Raw genomic sequence first — 16869 nt, 5'->3', positions numbered from 1 at the left:
GTGTCAGGAACGGTCGTGTGGGTTCGTGTGCCTCAGGCCTCGCAGCGCGGTCCTGGACAGGTCGAGTCCGTTCACCTGTTGGGGGGTGAACCAGCCGCAGTCGGCGGTGGAGCCGTTCTCCTCCATCACCCGGGGGAGGGAGGGTCGGGCCACGAACACGTGGAAGAACGCCCACACCGAGTAGATCTCGTGACCCTCGCTTCGGGGTCGGTGGTGGCTGGAGACGGTGATCAGGTCGCCGACCTGTCCGTCCTGGCCGGTCTCCTCGGTCACCTCGCGTCGCAACGCGGCGCGTACGTCCTCCCCGGGGTCCACCCCTCCGCCCGGCAGGTGCCAGGTGCCCGCTCCGGGGAAGCCCTCGGCGATCCTGCTCAGCAGGACACGGCCACGGGGGTCGACGACGATTCCGTAGGAGGAGAACCGGCGCAGCCGGGGGCGGTCGGGTGGGAGGGCCTCCTCCTCGGCCAGTTCGGACGCGAGTGGGCGCAGGCCGGCCTTCGCGGCGGGTGAGGGCCAGTGGTGTTCGGCTCCGGGTTCGGCGAAGACCACGCGGTCGATGTGCAGGGGGGTGCCGTCGGGGGCCCGTGTCAGTTCGGTGAGCACGTCCAACGCGCGCAGGGGCGTGCCCGCCGGAAGACCGACCAGGTCGCACACCACGTCGGCCGGGTCCTGACCGAACAGCACCCGGGCGCCCCGCACCTGGGATCCGGTGACCAGGTGTGCGGTGACGCGTCGCCGTGGGGCGAGGGTCACAGGGATCCCACGGTGGGGGCGGGGCTGGTCAGGCCCGTGGCGCGCAGCAGGTCCTCCAGACCGGTGATGGTGTGCACGCCCTCGAAGCGCTGGTGGCCCCGGCGGTCGATCATGACCGGGTGCATGCGCGCGGCGATGGCGCCCACGCCGTCGGCCTGGATCTGGTCGCCCACGTGCCAGCACGCGGTGGGGGTCACCCCCATGCGCTGCGCCGCGGTGTGGAAGATACGCGGATCGGGTTTGCCGACCCCCACGGTGTCGGCGCACACCACGGTGTGGAAGTAGGGGCCCAGTTCCAGGGCTTGGAGTTTGGCGTGCTGGAGGGCCTCCACGCCGTTGGTGACCACGGCCAGGCGGTAACCGGCCGAGGCCAGGGCGCTCAGGGTCGGGACGGCGTCGGGGAAGACCTGCCAGGCCGAACGGTGCGCGTCCAGGTACAGGCGGTAGAGGTCGTCGCAGTGCTGGTCGGCGATGTCGCTGTGTCCGGCCTGGACGGCCAGCGCGCGGATGCGTTCGCGGCGCTGTTGTTCCAGGCTCAGGCGGCCGCGCAGGTAGGAGCCGAAGGAGATCTCGGTCTGTACGTCCCACAGGCGGCGCGCGGCACCGAAGTCGGGGTGACCGAGGCGCTCCATGACCGCGTGGAGCCCCGCGGACGACGCGGCGAGATCGTCGATGAGGGTGTCGTCCAGGTCGAAGCAGATCGCTGTCGGAGCTGCGGGTGTGTTCGGCATTGTTCCTCAAGTCGGTGGGCATGACAAAACATGCCAACGCTAACCCGTGAAGATGACGGAATAGGTGTAAACCCCTGCTAAAGGGATGTGACTCAGGTCACTTAAAAGGGTGTGAGTGGGGCGGCGACCGCCCATGGATCACGGGAGTCGCTGGAACCACAGTAGCGATGTCAACGCCGTGGCCAGCGACAGGACGATCGCCACCAGGACGAAACGTGTGACGATCTCCTCATGGACCACCTCGGTGCCCAGGGACGAACCGATGTCCTCGTAGACGCCGTCCAGTTCCGATTCGCTCTCGGCCTCGTAGAAGTGCCCGCCGGTGTCCTGGGCCAGGCCCCGCAACGCCTCCTTGTCGATGTCGGCCGGCACCTGGTAGCCGTCGATCTCGATCATCGCCGCACCGCTGCCGAAGGCGATCGTGGACACCGGCACCTCCTGTTCGGCCGCCACCGCCGAGGACTGTGAGATGTCACGCCCACTGGTGTTCTCACCATCGGAGAGCAGCACGATCGCCGAGGGCGGCGGATCCTCTTCGGAGTCCTCGTCGAAGCCGCGGATGGCCTCCAAGGAGGCGAACACCCCCTCGCCGATGGCGGTCCCCGGACCCAGTTGCAGGTTCTCGATCGACCCGATCACCGCCTGGTGGTCCTGGGTGGGGGAGGAGACGACCGTCGCGGTGGAGGAGAAGGCCACCAGTCCCACGTTGAACCGGTCGGGAAGGGTCTCCACGAAGCCCTGGGCCGACTCCTTGGCCGCGCTCAGACGGTCGGGGTCGATGTCGGTGGCCGCCATGGACAGGGACACGTCCACGGCCACCATGATCGTCGCCCGCTCCCGTGGTTGCTCCACCGGCATCGCGGGCACCGCCATGGAGGCGATGAGCACGCCCAAGGACAGACCGAACAGCGCCGCCGGGACGTGCCGGCGCACGTCCGGGCGGTGCGGCACCACCTGGTCCAACAGGGACAGGTTGGTGAAGCGCACCGTGTACTCGCGCCGTCGGGTCTGGGCGAACACATAGGCGCCCACCAGCAGTACGAGCAGAAGCAACCACCACAGCCGCTGGGGCTCCAGGAAGGTCATCGCTCAGTCCCCCGTACCTCGGCTTCACGTCCGCGGGTCGCCGCCCGCGCCCTCGTTCGGTTCATGTGGCCCTTCCCGTTCAGCGGGGCGTCGCCGGGGTGTGGCGGGCCAGGTGGTGCGCGGTACGCCTCTGGTGGATGACGAACCGTGCCGTGTCCACTACCCAGTCACGGTCCGTCCTCAGCGAGAGGTGGTGCACCCCGCACCGGCGCAACGCCCCGCGCACCGCCGCGCGCTGGGCGGCCGCCGCCTGCCGGTAGCGTTCGCGCACCGCCCGTGTCAGACGGATGTCGCGCACCCGGCCGGTGCGGGGGTCGCGCAGGGACACGTCCCCCACCTCGGGCACGTCCAGTTCACGTGGGTCCACCACCTCCACCACCAGGACCTGGTGGCGTGTGGCGAGTTGGCGCAGGGGCCGCTCCCAGGGGACCTCGCCGCCGAAGGCGGGGGTGTCCAGGAAATCGGAGATGACCACTCTCAGTCCGCGACGACGGCGGGCACGCACCAGGTCGGCGATCGCGTCGGCCAGGGTGGCCCGGTGGGGGGAGGGATCGCTCTCGTCGCCGGTGGGCGCCGCGGCCACCGTGGCCAGCAACGCCAACAGGGCCTCCTTGCCCGAACGTGCGGGCCAGCGCCGGATCGTGCCCCGGTGCAGGAAGTGCGCGCCGAAGCGGTCCCCGACCTTCTGGGTGAGCAGGTTGGCCGCCACCATCGCCCCGACCGCCACCTCGCGTTTGGAGCGCAGGCCGGTGCCGAAGTCCATGCTCGGCGACAGGTCCAGCAGGGTCCAGCTCTCCAGTTCGCGGTCGGCGACCAGATCGCGTACGTGCGGGATGGTGGTACGGGCGGTGACCGACCAGTCCATACGACGTACGTCGTCCTCGCCCGGTTGGTAGAGGCGGGCCTCCGCGGCCTCCGAGCCCGGGCCCAGACGCAACCCCAGGTGTTCGCCGTGCAGCAGACCCTCCAGTCGGTGCACGATGCGCAGGTCCAGGCGGCGCAGCGCGGCGTGGAGGCGGGGATCGGTGCCGATGGCGGGAGTGGTCATGGTCCTCACCTCGGAGAGGCGAAGGAGGCGGTCTCTCCGCTGGGGGGCTCGTCCCAGATCACCCGGGGGGCCGGCACGGTCGACAGGATACGGTCGATCACCTGCTCGGCGGTGACCCCGTCGGCCAGGGCGTCGAAGGTGAGCACCAGGCGGTGGGCGATGACGTCGTGGGCCAGGACCCGCACGTCGTCGGGCAGGACGTAGTCGCGCCCGCGCAGCAGTGCCAGGGCCCGGGCGGCCGAGACCAGGCCCAGGGTCGCGCGGGGGCTGGCCCCCATCTCCAGCACCTGGCGCAGGTCCGGCATCTGGTGGTTCTCGGGCTCACGGGTGGCCATGACCAGCCGCACCACGTAGTCGGCGATGAGCTGGTGGACGTGTACGCGCTGGGCGTCGGCCTGTAGTTCGCTCAGGGTGACGGGGTCCAGGATCTGGTGGGCCGTGGGCGGGGTGGTCGACATCCGGCGCAGGATCTCCATCTCCTCGTGCGCGCGGGGGTGGCCGACGTTGACCTTCATCAGGAACCGGTCGCGCTGGGCCTCGGGCAGGGGGTAGACGCCCTCGGACTCGACCGGGTTCTGTGTGGCGATGACGATGAAGGGGGAGGGGAGGGGGTAGGTGATCCCGCCCAGGGACACCTGCCGTTCGGCCATGACCTCCAGCAGGGCCGACTGGACCTTGGCGGGAGCACGGTTGATCTCGTCGGCGAGGACGAAGTTGACGAAGACCGGCCCCAGCTCCACGTCGAACTTCTCGGTGGAGGGATGGTAGATGCGCGTGCCGATGATGTCGGAGGGCACCAGGTCCGGGGTGAACTGTAGACGGGCGAAGGAGCCGCCGGTGACCTTGGCCAGGGTGGACACCGCCAGGGTCTTGGCGATCCCGGGCACCCCCTCGATCAGGCAGTGGCCCTTGGCGACCAGGGCGATGAGGGAGCGTTCCACCATGCGTTCCTGGCCCACGATGACCGTGGACACCTCGTGCAGCGCGGCGCGCAGCAGCCTGGTCGGCTCACCGGGGGCGTTCTCCGAGCCCGATGAGGGCGCGGAGCCGTTGCCGGTCTCTGCCATGTCCCGCCTTCCTCACGGGCGGCCCCGCACGGGGTCGCCGGATAGGTTGTGGATCACTCACCTGTGGTGACACTACCCGTTCTGTGGGCCGCGGTCTGGTACACAACGCCGCGAAGTGGACGGGTAGGACGGGTGTGGAGGGGGGAGTGAGATGACGGTTCCCACGATGGGGTTGAACGAGGGCGACCCGCGCCAGTTGGGCGGTTACCGGCTGCTGGGGCGGTTGCGTGACTCCTCCCTGGGCGTGGTCTACCTGGGCAGGGACGGCTCGGGCGACCCGGTGAGCGTGGCGGTGCTGGACTCCGGCGCGGCCGGTGACGGCGGGGCACGTGAACGTTTCGCCGAGGTGGTGCGCACCAGTCCCGACGTCGTGGCGGCCCGTACGCACGGGCGTTCGGCGCTGTGGGCCGCGGTCGCCGGTGAGGGGCACGCCCGGGCGGAGGAGTTGCTGGCGGCGGCGGCCGGGTCGGGGCGGGTCGGTGCGCGGGGGCCGGTGGTGATGCCGCACTGGGCGGGTTCGCGTGGCGCGGCCGCGTTGCGGTGGGCTCCTTGGGGCGGACGCCGGGACAGCGCGGTGTCCGCGGGGGAGAGCAACTGGTGGCTGATCGCCGGACTGGGGCTGGTCCTGGTGCTCCTTCTGTTGTCGGTGTCGCTGTTGTACTGGTGGATGTTGCAGTTCCCGCAGCCGGAGATGCCGGGGAGCGTGCCTCCCCCGGAGTCGCAGGAGAGCCCGGAGGGGCGGCCCGGGCCCGGGCCCGAGTCCCAGGAGGAGGGGGAGGGGAGCCCGTCCACCCCGGTGATCCCGACGCCGGGAGAGGGTGATGGGCAGTGGGACGATCTTCCCGAGGACAACCTGTAAGGGCTCTTGAGGTGAAGGGTCGTCCTCCGGCCCGATCACTAGATATCTACATCGTAAAGGTGGCGGTTCTTTTCAAGAAAAAAGAACCGCAAAGAAATATCGCGCGGCTACGCCGCCCATCTCTTACATCCTCTCGATTCGACAGATCCACCTCTGGTGGCCTTCGCCGGTGTACGGCCACAACGTGTTCAGAGTCCCTCGGTGGGTGTCGTGGGGGTGGACGGGACGGGGGAGGGTGGAGCGGCCCCGTTCACGGTGTCCGCGTCGAACTCAGAGGGCCCTGGACTCGGAGACGGACGGGGCCGCTTTCGGCGGTGCCTATGCTGGTCCGCGTGCTGACAAACGTGGTCGCGACGCGGTACGTGCTACCCCTGCGCGAAGGAGGTTCGCTCCCGGGTCTGGTCGAGGCCGACGACCTGGGAATGTACGTGGTCAAGTTCATCGGGGCGGGGCAGGGGCGTAAGACGCTCGTGGCCGAGATCGTCTCTGGTGAGTTGGGGCGGGCCCTGGGGCTGCCGATCCCGGAGCTGGTCCTGGTGGAGTTCGACGCGGTGATCGGTCGAAGCGAACCCGACTCGGAGGTGCAGGAGCTGCTCAAGGCCAGCGACGGGCTCAACCTGGGGATGGACTTCCTGCCGGGAGCGCTCGGTTTCGATCCGCTGGCCTTCGAGGTGGATCGGGAGTTCGCCGGGCGGGTGCTGTGGTTCGACGCCCTGACGGGCAACGTGGACCGTTCCTGGCGTAACCCGAACATGTTGGTGTGGCACGGCAGTCCCTATCTGATCGACCATGGTGCGACGCTGATCTTCCATCACAACTGGGCCGGTGCCGACAGGTTCGTCCAGCGTGCCTATGACGCCTCCGATCACGTGCTGATGGGCGGGTCTCCGGATCTGGCCGGTGCCGACGCCGCGTTGGCACCGCTGGTGGATGAGGAGACCCTGCGTCGGGTGGTGGGGCTGGTTCCCGAGGAGTGGCTGGTGGACGAGCCGGGCTTCGCGTCGGTGGAGCAGGTTCGTGAGGCGTACGTGGACCATCTGTTGCGGCGGGTGGCCGATCGCTCCTGGCTGCCGGAGGTGGAGGGATGAGGCGCTACAGCGATGCGGTGACGACCGGTCGGGTGGGCGAGGAGCGTGACCGTGCGGTGTTCGAGTACGCGCTTTTGCGGGTGGTGCCGCGGTTGGAGCGTGGTGAGTGTGTGAACGCCGGGGTGATCGTCTACTGCCAGGAGAGAGGTTTTCTGGCGGCGCGTTCGGCGTTGGACGAGGGGCGTTTGTTGGCCTTGGACCCGGGGGCGGACGTGGCGGGTGTGCTGCGGGCGTTGGAGGGGGTGGAGGCGATGTGTCGTGGTGGTGAGGGTGCGGGTGTGGCGGGTCGTGATCGGCCTGGTCAGAGGTTTCGGTGGTTGACGGCGCCGCGGAGCACGATCGTGCAGCCGGGGCCGGTGCATGGGGGTTTGACGGAGGATCCGGAAGCGGAGGTCGTGCGGTTGCTGGACCGGCTCGTAAGGTGACGGGCTGAGTCGTAACGGATATCACGGCGTTTGTCGGGCTGAAAAGAGGTGTCCGGGCGGGCGGGGATGTTGGTATGGGATGGTCCCCGCCGTCTGGGTTTCAGGCGGTCTTTTTCCGTTCCTGAACTGGAGTGCCTGTGCAGTCCCCCGATTCTTCCTCCACGGCCCCTGCGCGGGGGGCGTCTGTGTCGAGTTCGGTGCCCTCGTGGACGCCTTCGCGTGGGTCGGTGGCGTTGTTGGTGTTGGTGCTGGGTGTGCTGACGGCGACCGGGCCGCTTGCGACCGACATGTATCTTCCGGCCTTTCCGCAGATCACCGGGGATCTGGGGACGAGTGAGGCTCGGGTCCAGTTGACGTTGACGGCGATGATGCTGGGGTTGGCCGTCGGTCAGTTGGTGATCGGGCCGATGAGTGATGCCTGGGGTCGTCGGGGTCCGCTGTTGGTGGGCGTGGCCGTGTTCACGGTGGCGTCGGTGTTGTGTGTGTTCGTTGCGGACGTGACGTGGTTCGTGGTGTTGCGGTTCGTGCAGGGTGTGGCCGGTGCTGCGGGTGCGGTGGTGTCGCGTGCGGTGGTGCGTGATCTTTTTAAGGGCGATGACGCGGTGCGGTTCTTTTCGCGTTTGGCCTTGGTGATGATGTTGGCGCCGTTGTTGGCGCCGTTGTTGGGTGCTCAGTTGTTGTTGGTGGGTCCGTGGCAGTTGAGTTTTTTGGTGTTGGCGGTGATGTCGGCGCTGAGTTTTGTGCTGGTGTTGGTGTGGTTGCCTGAGAGTCTGCCTGTGGGTGAGCGTCGTGGGCGTGGGCCGCGTGCGTTGGTGGCGACGGTGGGTGGTTTGTTGCGTCAGCCGCGTTTTGTGGGGCCGGTTCTGACGTTGGGTTTGAGTTTTGGGATGTTGTTCACGTATGTGTCGGCGTTCTCTTTTGTTTCGCAGTCGGAGTTCGGTGTTTCGCCGCAGTTGTATGCGGGTTTGTTCGCGGTGAATGCGCTGGGGATGATGGCGGGTACGCAGGTGAACGGTCTGTTGGTGGGCCGTGTGGAGACGTTGCGGCGTTTGGGTTCGGGTTTGGTTTTGGCGCTGGTGTCGGTGGGTGGGTTGGTGGTGTTGGCGCTGGCGGGTGTGGCGGTGTTGTGGGTGGTCGTGGCGTTGTTGGCGTTGATGATGTTCAGTGTTGGTTTTGTGATGCCGAATGCGACGGTGACGGCGTTGGACGGGCAGCCTGTGGCGGTGGCGGGTACGGCTTCGGCGTTGATGGGTGGGTTGCAGTTCGCTTTGGGGGGTGGGGTCGCGTCGTTGGCGGGGTTGACGTCTACGGGTGAGCCGTCGTTGGTGAGTATGTCGGTGGTGATGGTGTCGGCGGCGGGGTTGTCGTTGCTGGCGTATGTGTGGTCGGTTCGCACAAAGGTGGGATGACCTTGTGTTTGTGGTTCGCGGTCCCGGCTTGCCGTGGATGAGGGAAGTCGGCACAGTAGGTCACGATTCCCCGATTTGAGGTGGCCTGGCGGGTCGCCTTCCGATGTGGCAGAGGATGAGTGGGTATGGGCGAGCCGAGTGTCACTCTTGGTACGTGGGCTCGGGGTCTTTCCGGGTTGAGCGATCTGATTTATGAGACGGCGACCACGGATGCGCGCGCCGAGGTGTTGGCGGTGCGGGGGGATCGGGACCGGTGGGAGCAGGTGACGGCCGGGGAGTTCGCCACGGAGGTGACGGCGCTGGCCAAGGGGTTGGTCGCGGCCGGTGTGGGTGAGGGCGACCGGGTGTTGGTGGTGTCGGGGTCGCACGAGGAGTGGGTGCGGCTGGCTTTTGCGGTGTGGTCTGTGCGTGCGGTGTTGGTGCCGTTGGCCGAGTCGGCGTCGGTGGAGCGGGTGCGGCATGTGGTGGGGCAGACGACTCCGGCTGCGGCGGTGGTGCAGGGTGAGCGGTTGCTGCGTGTGATGTCGGAGTTGCAGCGTGAGGTGCCGGATCTGGGTCGGGTGTGGAGATTGGAGCCCGGTCTGGAGGAGGTGGTGCGCTTGGGGGCGTACATGGACGCTTCGGCGGTGCGGTTCCGGCGGGATGCGACGGTGGCGGAGGATGCGGCGGTGGTGCTGTATCCGTTGAGTACGGTGTCGCGGTTGATGCGGGGTGTGGTGCTTTCGCACGGGGCGTTGTTGGCTTCGGCGGCGGATCTGGTCGATCGGATGGGGCCTCGGTTGGCGGAGTTGCCGGCGGGTGGGGCGAGCACGTTGTTGGGTCTGCCGTTGTCGCAGTTCGCGGGTTTGGCGTCGTTGGTGGCGTGCATGGTGGGCCGGGTCCGTGTGGGGTTGGTCGGGGCGGCCGAGGTGGTGCGTGAGGCGCGGAGGTTCAGGCCGACGGTGTTGGTGTGCTCTGCGGGGGAGTTGGAGGGGGCTTTCGAGGCGGAGCAGGGGGGTGCGCGTTCGACGGGGTGGGATTCGTTGAGCACGTTCAATTCGTCGGTGGAGGCGGCGGTGCAGTTCGATCGGTCGCCGAAGAGGGGTGCTTGGCGGCGGTTGTCGCGGTCGATGTATGACTGGCAGTTCTCGCGGGTGCGGGATGTGGTGGGTGGCCGGGTGCATCTGGTGGTGTGTTGGGGTGGGGGGTTGTCGGAGCGGTTGGACTCCTTCTTCTCCGGTGTGGGGATGCCGGTGGTGCAGGTGTTCGGTACGGCTGAGGCGGGGGGTGCGTTCTTGGCCGGTGCGGTGGGGGATCGTGTGCCGGGGACGGTGGGGCGTGTTCTTGGTGGGCGTGAGTTGTGGGTTTCGCCTGAGGGTGAGGCGCATGTGCGGGGTGGGGCTGTTTTTTCGGGTTATTGGGGTGATCAGGAGGCTTCGCGTCGTGCTTTTCGGGAGGGGTGGTTGGCGACGGGGTTCGGGGTGGAGGTGGACGCGGATGGTTTTGTGACGGTGGTGGGGCGGTTGCGTCCGCAGGCGGCGATGGTGGAGGTTCCGGGGAGGTTCGTGGCGTCGGGGCCGGTGGGGCGTGGGGTGGAGGCCGAGTCGGGGGCTGTGGGGGAGACGGTGGCCTTGCCTGTGGTGGGGGAGTCGCGGGAGCGGTCGGATGCGGAGTTGGTGGCGGAGTTCGAGGCGCGGTTGCGTGCTCATCCGTTGATCAGTCAGGTGTTGGTGATCGTGGAGGGGCGGCCTTTTGCCAGTGCGTTGGTGACGTTGGTGCGTGATCAGTTGGAGTACTGGCGTTTGGTGAATGGTCGGCCGTTGTCGATGGCGCCGGAGGAGATCGCGGGGGATCGTGATCTTTTGCGTGAGGTGCAGGGGTTGGTGTATGAGGCCAATCGGAGTGTGCCGCGGCATTTGGCGGTGAGGTCGTTTCATGTGTTGGCGGAGGAGTTCACTGTGCAGTCGGGGTTGGTGGATCCTTCGGGTGAGTTGCGGCGTGAGGCGGTGTTGCGGGCTTTTGCGGAGGAGATCGATGGGTTGTATCGGGTGCGTGGTGAGCAGCGGCAGTCGTAGGTAGTAGGTGGGTGTTGGGGCCGTGGCCTGACCCTGGTGGGTCGGGCTGCGGCCTTTGTGTGTTCATTGGCCGTTGAGGAAGGCGAGGACGGCCAGGACGCGGCGGCTGGCGTCGGAGGAGGGTGGGAGGTTGAGTTTGGTGAAGATGTTGTTGATGTGTTTGCTGACGGCTTTTTCGGTGATGTAGAGGCGTCCTGCGATGGCGGAGTTGGAGCGGCCTTCGGCCATTTGGGAGAGGACTTCGCGTTCGCGGGGGGTGAGTTGGGCCAGGGGTCCTTTGTGGTCTTGGCGGGCGAGGAGTTGGGAGATGACGGCGGGGTCCATGGCGGTGCCGCCGTCGGCGACGCGGCGGACGGCTTCGATGAATTGTCCGATGTCGAAGACGCGGTCTTTGAGGAGGTAGCCGACGCCTCCGGTGTCGTCGGAGAGGAGTTCTCGGGCGTAGAGCTGTTCGACGTGTTGGGAGAGCACGAGGATGGGCAGGCCGGGGATGTGGGTGCGGGCGGCGATGGCGGCCTGGAGTCCTTCGTCGGTGAAGGTGGGGGGTAGGCGGACGTCGACGACGGCGACGTCGGGTTTGTGGTGGGTGAGGGCGGTGTGGAGGTCGGGTCCGTTGTCGACGGCGGCGACGACGGTGAAGTCGTGTGCTTGGAGGAGTCGGATCAGGCCGTCTCTGAGGAGGGCGAGGTCTTCGGCGATGACAACGCGCACGGGATCTCCAGGGTCACGATGGTGGGGCCGCCTGGTGGGCTGGTGATGTTCATCGTGCCATCAAAGGCGTCGAGTCGTCGTTGGATGCCGATGAGTCCGGTGCCGTTGGTGGGGTCGGCTCCGCCTTGGCCGTTGTCGGTGATGGTGATGACGAGGCGGTCTTTGCCGTGGTTGATGTGGACGCGGGCGTGGGTGGCGTTGGCGTGTTTGGCGGTGTTGGTGAGGAGTTCGGCGATGGCGAAGTAGGCGGCGGATTCGACGGGGTCGGCGGGGCGGCCGTGGAGGTCGATGGTGACGGTGATGGGGAGGTGGTGGGTGAGGGCGAGGGCGTGGACGGCGCCGTGGAGTCCGCGTTCGACGAGGACGGGTGGGTGGATGCCGCGGACGAGGGCGCGGAGTTCGGTGAGGGCGTGGCGGGTGGTTTCTCGGGCTTCGGCGAGCATGGCGCGGGCGGTGTGGGGGTCTTGTTCGACGATGTGTTCGGCCATGCCGAGGTTCATGCCGAGGGCGACGAGTCGGGCTTGGGCTCCGTCGTGGAGGTCGCGTTCGATGCGGCGGATTTCTGCTGCTTGGGTGTCGATGGTGTTGGCGCGGCTGGTGGCGAGGTGGGCGACGCGGGCGGTGAGTCGGGCTTTTTCTGAGGGGGCGAGGAGGAGTCGGTTGAAGCGGGTGTAGAGGTCGGTGGCGGGTGGGAGGAGGAGGTAGCCGGTGGTGAGGAGGGTGAGTGCGGTGGTGAGGAGGAGGAGGTGTTGGAGGGGGGTGGTGGGTGTGTAGAAGTCGTAGAGGGCGGGGCCGGTGAGGTGGAGGAGGTGGAGGAGGTGGTAGGTGCCGTGGAGGAGGAGGGTGGTGGGGATGGTGAGGAGGGCGAGGCTGGGGACGGCGGAGATGAGCCAGAGGAGGTCTTTCCAGGTGGCGGGGTCGGTGATGATCGTGGTTCCGCGGCGGGTGATGCCGGTGGGTGGGAGGGGGCGGTAGGCGGAGTGGAGGGGGTTTTTGGGGTTGAGGTGGGTGAGGGTGCGGCGTTGGCTGTCGGCGAGGGTGCGTAGGAGGGAGCTGGTGAGGATGACGAAGGGGAGGCCGATCCAGGTGAGGGTGAGGATGGCGGAGATCAGGACGAGGGGGAGGAGGAGGAGTGCGGCGATGTTCTGGGAGAGCAGGAGGAAGAGGTAGGCCAGGGTGGTGAGGCGGCCTGCCCGGTGGTGGGGTGTGGCTGTGGCCATGGGTGGTCTTTCTTCCGTTCCTGCGTGTGGGTGTTGGTGTCCATTGTGTCCTGTTCGTTGGTGGGTGTGGGTGGGGGCGTGTCGCCGGTGGTGGAGTCGGTCGTGTCGGGTCTTGGGGCTTTTTGACGGCCTGGTGGGGTGGTGGTCCTGTGGTCGGTCTTGTGGTGTGAGAGTGGGTGGTGTGCGGCTGTCGTGGCGTGTTGAGGGGTGTTCGTGTCTGTTGTGGCGGGTGGGTGTCGGTGACCGGTTCGCCGTTCTGTGGGGCTTGGGGGCTTTGACGTGGCCTGTCCCGTCTGTTGGCTGTGGTTCTTCGGGACGGGGTGGGGTCTTGGGTGTTTTTCAGGGCCAGCGCATGTCGGTGGCGGGGCCGAGTGTGTCGATGCGGGTGGTGGGGTGCGCATTGAGGGCGTTTTTGAGCTGGTTCCAGGCTTGTTGTGGTGTGTTGTCGGTTTTGTTGCAGCTGCGCTGTTTGCAGGCGGTGTGTTGGGACATGGCGCCGGCGAAGCGGAGGGGGTCGCCGGTGTTGGCGTGGCCCCAGCGGCTGATGGTGGCCCATTGGCGGGCCTGGATGCCGTCGGTGCGGTAGATCTGCGGGATGGCGTGGATGGTGGGGTTGCCTCCTCCGGCCATGTGGTGGACGTCGGCGAGTTTCCAGCCGTTGGCGCAGTTGGTGGTGTTGGTGTTGGTGGGGCAGGAGTCGGCGGAGTTGGCGGCGTAGAGGGGGATGGTGGTGGTGTTGGTGTAGGCGGTGAGCCAGTCGCGGGCCCAGGTGGGGCTGGACCAGGAGGGTTCGGCGTCCAGGGCGGTGGTGATGGTCACGGCTTCGGTGGTGGAGTCGTGGCGTGCGGTGGTGACGAAGTGGGCCCAGCGTTGTCCGGCGTGGGCGCCGGTGAGGCCGCTGTCCTGTTTGTTGTTGATGCCCAGGGCGAGTTCGGCGGTGGTCTGGCCGGTGCGGCATTGGGTGAAGCCTTGAGCCCAGTGGTGGGCGTATTGGGCGGCTTTGGTGTAGGGGGAGCGGGGGGTGGAGGTGCTGGCGGTCCTGCCGGGTTCGCGTAGGGTGTCGTTTTTTTCTTGGGTGCCGAAGAAGAGGATGCGTAGGCCGCTGGTGCCGGTGCGGCCTTCGGCGCAGCCGTGTTCGTGGGCTTGGGCGTTGGTGACGTTGGTGAGGGGGACGTAGCGGCTGGTGGTGTGGCCGGGGTAGTCGGTGTGGGTGGTGGCGTGGGCCGGTAGGGGCAGGGTCAGGGCGACGGTGAGTGTGGTGGCGAGGAGCAGGCGTGTGGTGGTGGCCATGTGGTCATTGTGCGTGAGGGTGATCATGTGTGCACGCATAGTGATTTGGGTGGCGTGTCGGGGTTGTTCGGGGTGAGCGGGCGGCCCGATGGCGGTGTGGTGGGGGTTTTTGGCGCAACTCGCCGTCGACGATTTCCCGTGTGTTGCCACGACCTGTGATGATCAAGGGTGTGTGGCGTGAACTGATCCTGGAGATGTATCCCGAGGCCGAGTTGAACGATCCGGCCGATGAGGTGACCCTGGCCGAGGTCGAGAAGCATCTGATGCTTCCTTTGCCCTTTGAGCTGGCCTCTTTGCTGCGGGAGACCGACGGGGTGACCAATGAGTACGGGGACGCGGTGGTGTGGAGTGCGCGGCGTCTGGTGGAGGACAACCTGGCGATGCGTCAGGAGCCGGACTATCTGGAGTTGTACGCGCCCTTCGATGAGATGATCTTCTTCGGTGATTCCGATATGGGTCCGCAGTTCGCCTATGTGCACACGGACTACGGTCCGGGGATCGTGGTGTGGGACCATGAGAGCGACCGCAGGCGCCTGGTGGTGGTGTCCTTGCGCGACTATCTGGCGCGGTGCCTGATCCAGGGCAATTCCTGGTTCCGTTGAGGTTCTTGTGCGCGGGCGCGGCGGGTCCGGTGTTTCGTGCTATTTTTCGGGTGCCGGTGGTGGTGTGCCACCTGTTGTCGTCGGTCGCGTTGTGAGAGTAGGGCCATGTCGGAGCAGTCCAGACCTGCCCAGGTCGCCGCTGTCGTTCAGGGACGCCGGGTGGAGGATTTTCCCAGGTTCGCTCCGGAGGCCGCTCGTGGCAAGGTGCGGCGGATCACCGTCACGGGTGAGGACGTGCTGCACCGGCGTAACGCCGACGTGCCCCAGGAGATGCTGGGCGGGCGGGAGCTCGAGCAGTTGATCGCCGACATGTTCGTGACGATGTACGCGGCCGAGGGTGTGGGGTTGGCGGCCAACCAGGTGGGTGTGGATCTGCGCCTGTTCGTCTACGACTGCCCTGACGATGAGGGTGTGCGGCATGTGGGGCATGTGATCAACCCGGTGTTGGACGAACGTGACCTGGACGATCCGGTGGTGGTGGACTCCGAGGGGTGTTTGTCGGTGCCGGGCCCGCACGCGGAGTTGGGGCGAGCCGAGCATGCGACGGTGCGGGGTGTGGACCGTAACGGTGAGCCGGTGGTGGCCGGTGGGAGCGGGTACTTCGCCCGGTGTCTACAGCACGAGACCGATCACACCCTGGGCCGGTTGTACGTGGACCGGTTGAGTACGCGTGAGCGTAAGCGGGTGTTGAAGAAGATGAACGAGATGGCCAACGACGTTTTCGCGCGCCGTCAGGAACGCGCCGAGGAGTTGGTCGAGGAGCTCTCGGCCTGAACGGGGCCCGAGCCACGAAGAAGGAGGGGGTGCGTCCGCTCACGGCGGGCGCGCCCCCTCCTTCGTGGTTGGAGGGTGTGCGCGGTGGGCCTGGCCCGGGGTCATGGCCTTGGGGGGTCGGGGCGTCGTCGTGGACGCTCACGGGGTTGGGGTGGGTGTGGTCGGCCCCTGCCTCGTTTCGTGGGTGTGGTCGGGGTGCTTTGAGGGTTCAGAAGGGCCGTGGCGGCCGTCGAGGGGTGCTGTGGGCGGTGGTCGGCACCGGCGGGTGTGAGGGTGCCTTTGGTGTGCGTGGTGGTCCGCAATGGCGGGTCGTGGGGTGCCACTGGTCGGTTGTGGCTCTTTTTGTGGCGCGTTCGTGGGGGGATGTGGCCTTTTCGTGACCGTGGAGGGCGATAGATTGCCCGGCATGCGTAACGGGGACGAGGTCGACGAGGAGTCGACGCGGCGAGTGGTCATTTACACCGACGGAGCGTGCAGCGGCAACCCGGGCCCGGGAGGGTGGGGTGTGTGGCTGCGCTACGGCGAGCACGAGAAGGAGATGTACGGCAGCGAGAAGCAGACCACCAACAACCGGATGGAGTTGATGGCGGCCATTCGGGCGTTGGAGAGTTTGAAGAAGCCCTTGCCGGTGCTGGTGCACACCGACTCCTCCTACGTGCGTAACGGCATCACTTCCTGGGTGGAGAACTGGAAGCGGCGCGGGTGGCGTACGGCGGACAAGAAGCCGGTCAAGAACGTGGATCTGTGGCAGCGTCTGGACGAGGTGGCCTCGCGTTATGACGTGGAGTGGCGTTGGGTGCGCGGGCACAGCGGGGACGAGGGCAACGAGCGTGCCGACAAGTTGGCCCAGCGTGGGCGGGACGAGGCGGCCGGGAGGTGAGGGCGGCCCCTGAGCGGGGTCGTGATCGTGTGGCGGGGGCCGGTGGTGTGACGGGCCCCCGTTTCGGTGTTGGAGGGCCCGGGTTCGTGGCCTGGGCGCCCTCCGTGGCTAGGCGTGGTCGTGTGCGGTCGGGGTGGGGTCGGTGCCGGGGGTGCTTTCGTTCTTCAGGGCGGGGACCATCAGGTGGCGTGGTCCGGGGCCTGAGGTGGCGAGTTCGTCGTCGGGGTTGGACAGGGTGCAGGTGCTCAGGGACAGGCATCCGCAGCCTATGCAGTCGGTCAGGTCGTCGCGGAGGCGGACGAGTTGGTCGATGCGGGTGTTGAGTTCTTCGCGCCACTGCTCGGACAGGCGGGCCCAGTCCTGGCGGGTGGGTGTGCGGCTTTGGGGGAGGGAGTCCAGGGCCTGGCGGATCTTGGCCAGGGGGATGCCCACGCGTTGGGAGATGCGGATGAAGGCGACCCGTCGCAGGGTGTCGCGGCGGTAGCGGCGCTGGTTTCCGGGGGTGCGGCGGGCCTGGATGAGGCCTTGGCGTTCGTAGAAGTGCAGGGCCGAGACGGTGACTCCGGAGCGTTCGGCGACCTGGCCGACGGTGAGTTCCTTGCCTGGTGGTGTCACGGGTTCATCCTAGGGCGCGGTGGGCTCCGGCGAGGGCGTACAGGCGTGCGTAGGCTCCGCCGCGGGCCAGCAGGTGGTGGTGGGTGCCGGTCTCGGTGACACGTCCTTGGTGCAGCAGCAGGATGCGGTCGGCGTCACGGGCCAGGGTGGGTTGGCGGGTGAGCAGGAGCAGCCCGGTGTGGGGGGTGGGGGTGAAGGGGGCCTGGTCGGGTGGGGGGTCGGTGAGCAGGAACAGGCGTGCGTTGGTGCTTTGTGCG

Annotated in this window: 17 protein-coding genes and 1 pseudogene; 8 read left to right on the top strand and 10 right to left on the bottom strand. The window is 67.5% G+C overall.

The window, feature by feature from the left end:
• Positions 1-3: 3 nt before the first annotated feature.
• From PFX91_RS18940 to PFX91_RS18920, 5 genes are all read right to left on the bottom strand, one after another.
• On the bottom strand, positions 4-753 hold the full coding sequence (locus tag PFX91_RS18940) for an NUDIX hydrolase (RefSeq protein WP_285733718.1): 750 nt from the start codon (positions 751-753) through the stop codon (positions 4-6).
• Positions 750-1484, bottom strand: coding sequence for an HAD family hydrolase (locus PFX91_RS18935; protein WP_285733716.1), 735 nt, complete (start codon positions 1482-1484; stop codon positions 750-752). The genes PFX91_RS18940 and PFX91_RS18935 overlap by 4 nt, the downstream gene beginning before the upstream one ends.
• 138 nt (positions 1485-1622) lie before the next feature.
• A complete protein-coding gene (locus PFX91_RS18930; RefSeq protein ID WP_285733713.1) occupies positions 1623-2570 on the bottom strand; it encodes a VWA domain-containing protein in 948 nt (315 codons plus the stop codon).
• Positions 2571-2649: 79 nt separating this feature from the next.
• Positions 2650-3618 carry a DUF58 domain-containing protein gene (locus tag PFX91_RS18925; protein WP_285733712.1) on the bottom strand — a complete coding sequence of 323 codons (969 nt, stop codon included), beginning with the start codon at positions 3616-3618 and terminating at the stop codon, positions 2650-2652.
• Positions 3619-3623: 5 nt separating this feature from the next.
• Positions 3624-4685 (bottom strand): AAA family ATPase, encoded by a 1062-nt coding sequence (locus PFX91_RS18920; RefSeq protein WP_285733710.1) that lies wholly within the window; start codon positions 4683-4685, stop codon positions 3624-3626.
• A gap of 151 nt (positions 4686-4836) precedes the next feature.
• Here PFX91_RS18920 and PFX91_RS18915 point away from each other — a divergent pair, with 151 nt between their 5' ends.
• The 5 genes from PFX91_RS18915 (at position 4837) to PFX91_RS18895 (ending at position 10520) form a co-directional block, all read left to right on the top strand.
• Positions 4837-5544, top strand: coding sequence for a hypothetical protein (locus tag PFX91_RS18915; RefSeq protein WP_285733708.1), 708 nt, complete (start codon positions 4837-4839; stop codon positions 5542-5544).
• Positions 5545-5864: 320 nt separating this feature from the next.
• Entirely contained in the window at positions 5865-6632 is a 768-nt protein-coding gene (locus PFX91_RS18910; protein ID WP_285733903.1) for a HipA family kinase, read from the top strand.
• Positions 6629-7057: a DUF3037 domain-containing protein gene (locus PFX91_RS18905; RefSeq protein WP_285733706.1), complete on the top strand. Its 429-nt coding sequence runs from the start codon at positions 6629-6631 to the stop codon at positions 7055-7057. Before PFX91_RS18910 ends, PFX91_RS18905 begins: the two co-directional genes overlap by 4 nt.
• A gap of 137 nt (positions 7058-7194) precedes the next feature.
• Positions 7195-8466, top strand: a complete 1272-nt coding sequence (locus PFX91_RS18900; RefSeq protein WP_502888337.1) for a multidrug effflux MFS transporter — start codon at positions 7195-7197, stop codon at positions 8464-8466.
• A gap of 125 nt (positions 8467-8591) precedes the next feature.
• Complete coding sequence (locus PFX91_RS18895) at positions 8592-10520, top strand: AMP-binding protein (RefSeq protein ID WP_285733702.1); 1929 nt, start codon at positions 8592-8594, stop codon at positions 10518-10520.
• A gap of 63 nt (positions 10521-10583) precedes the next feature.
• On the opposite strand, the gene PFX91_RS18890 is transcribed toward PFX91_RS18895, so the two are convergent.
• From PFX91_RS18890 to PFX91_RS18880, 3 genes are all read right to left on the bottom strand, one after another.
• Positions 10584-11231 (bottom strand): LuxR C-terminal-related transcriptional regulator, encoded by a 648-nt coding sequence (locus PFX91_RS18890; protein ID WP_285733700.1) that lies wholly within the window; start codon positions 11229-11231, stop codon positions 10584-10586.
• Positions 11183-12451, bottom strand: coding sequence for a sensor histidine kinase (locus PFX91_RS18885; protein WP_285733698.1), 1269 nt, complete (start codon positions 12449-12451; stop codon positions 11183-11185). Before PFX91_RS18885 ends, PFX91_RS18890 begins: the two co-directional genes overlap by 49 nt.
• A gap of 339 nt (positions 12452-12790) precedes the next feature.
• The gene (locus PFX91_RS18880; protein WP_285733696.1) at positions 12791-13741 is read right to left on the bottom strand and encodes a hypothetical protein; all 951 of its coding nucleotides are present in this window, start codon (positions 13739-13741) and stop codon (positions 12791-12793) included.
• Between the two features lie 158 nt (positions 13742-13899).
• On the opposite strand from PFX91_RS18880, the gene PFX91_RS18875 reads away from it, so the two are divergent.
• The 3 genes from PFX91_RS18875 (at position 13900) to rnhA (ending at position 15997) form a co-directional block, all read left to right on the top strand.
• On the top strand, positions 13900-14343 hold the full coding sequence (locus PFX91_RS18875) for an SMI1/KNR4 family protein (protein ID WP_285733901.1): 444 nt from the start codon (positions 13900-13902) through the stop codon (positions 14341-14343).
• A gap of 105 nt (positions 14344-14448) precedes the next feature.
• On the top strand, positions 14449-15117 hold the full coding sequence (gene def, locus PFX91_RS18870) for a peptide deformylase (protein ID WP_285733694.1): 669 nt from the start codon (positions 14449-14451) through the stop codon (positions 15115-15117).
• A gap of 406 nt (positions 15118-15523) precedes the next feature.
• The gene (rnhA, locus tag PFX91_RS18865; protein WP_285733692.1) at positions 15524-15997 is read left to right on the top strand and encodes a ribonuclease HI; all 474 of its coding nucleotides are present in this window, start codon (positions 15524-15526) and stop codon (positions 15995-15997) included.
• Between the two features lie 108 nt (positions 15998-16105).
• Here rnhA and soxR read toward each other — a convergent pair whose 3' ends face one another.
• Complete coding sequence (gene soxR, locus PFX91_RS18860) at positions 16106-16612, bottom strand: redox-sensitive transcriptional activator SoxR (protein ID WP_285733691.1); 507 nt, start codon at positions 16610-16612, stop codon at positions 16106-16108.
• A 4-nt stretch (positions 16613-16616) separates the two neighbouring features.
• Positions 16617-16869: pseudogene (locus PFX91_RS18855) on the bottom strand (ABC transporter ATP-binding protein); the annotation flags it as partial.

Origin of the sequence: Nocardiopsis sp. ATB16-24 (assembly GCF_030271535.1) — a bacterium.
Taxonomy (GTDB): Bacteria; Actinomycetota; Actinomycetes; order Streptosporangiales; family Streptosporangiaceae; genus Nocardiopsis.
The sequence above is the reverse complement of the archived record's forward strand: the minus strand, read 5'-3'. Positions and strand labels throughout refer to the sequence as shown.

Bases quoted from the DNA above. Each gene is read 5' to 3' on its own strand.
- rnhA (WP_285733692.1), top strand. From the start codon at position 15,524: ATGCGTAACGGGGACGAGGTCGACGAGGAGTCGACGCGGCGAGTGGTC.
- PFX91_RS18920 (WP_285733710.1), bottom strand. From the start codon at position 4,685: ATGGCAGAGACCGGCAACGGCTCCGCGCCCTCATCGGGCTCGGAGAAC.
- PFX91_RS18880 (WP_285733696.1), bottom strand. From the start codon at position 13,741: ATGGCCACCACCACACGCCTGCTCCTCGCCACCACACTCACCGTCGCC.
- PFX91_RS18935 (WP_285733716.1), bottom strand. From the start codon at position 1,484: ATGCCGAACACACCCGCAGCTCCGACAGCGATCTGCTTCGACCTGGAC.
- PFX91_RS18875 (WP_285733901.1), top strand. From the start codon at position 13,900: ATGATCAAGGGTGTGTGGCGTGAACTGATCCTGGAGATGTATCCCGAG.
- PFX91_RS18925 (WP_285733712.1), bottom strand. From the start codon at position 3,618: ATGACCACTCCCGCCATCGGCACCGATCCCCGCCTCCACGCCGCGCTG.
- def (WP_285733694.1), top strand. From the start codon at position 14,449: ATGTCGGAGCAGTCCAGACCTGCCCAGGTCGCCGCTGTCGTTCAGGGA.
- PFX91_RS18895 (WP_285733702.1), top strand. From the start codon at position 8,592: ATGGGCGAGCCGAGTGTCACTCTTGGTACGTGGGCTCGGGGTCTTTCC.
- PFX91_RS18910 (WP_285733903.1), top strand. From the start codon at position 5,865: ATGCTGGTCCGCGTGCTGACAAACGTGGTCGCGACGCGGTACGTGCTA.
- PFX91_RS18930 (WP_285733713.1), bottom strand. From the start codon at position 2,570: ATGACCTTCCTGGAGCCCCAGCGGCTGTGGTGGTTGCTTCTGCTCGTA.
- PFX91_RS18905 (WP_285733706.1), top strand. From the start codon at position 6,629: ATGAGGCGCTACAGCGATGCGGTGACGACCGGTCGGGTGGGCGAGGAG.
- PFX91_RS18915 (WP_285733708.1), top strand. From the start codon at position 4,837: ATGACGGTTCCCACGATGGGGTTGAACGAGGGCGACCCGCGCCAGTTG.
- PFX91_RS18885 (WP_285733698.1), bottom strand. From the start codon at position 12,451: ATGGCCACAGCCACACCCCACCACCGGGCAGGCCGCCTCACCACCCTG.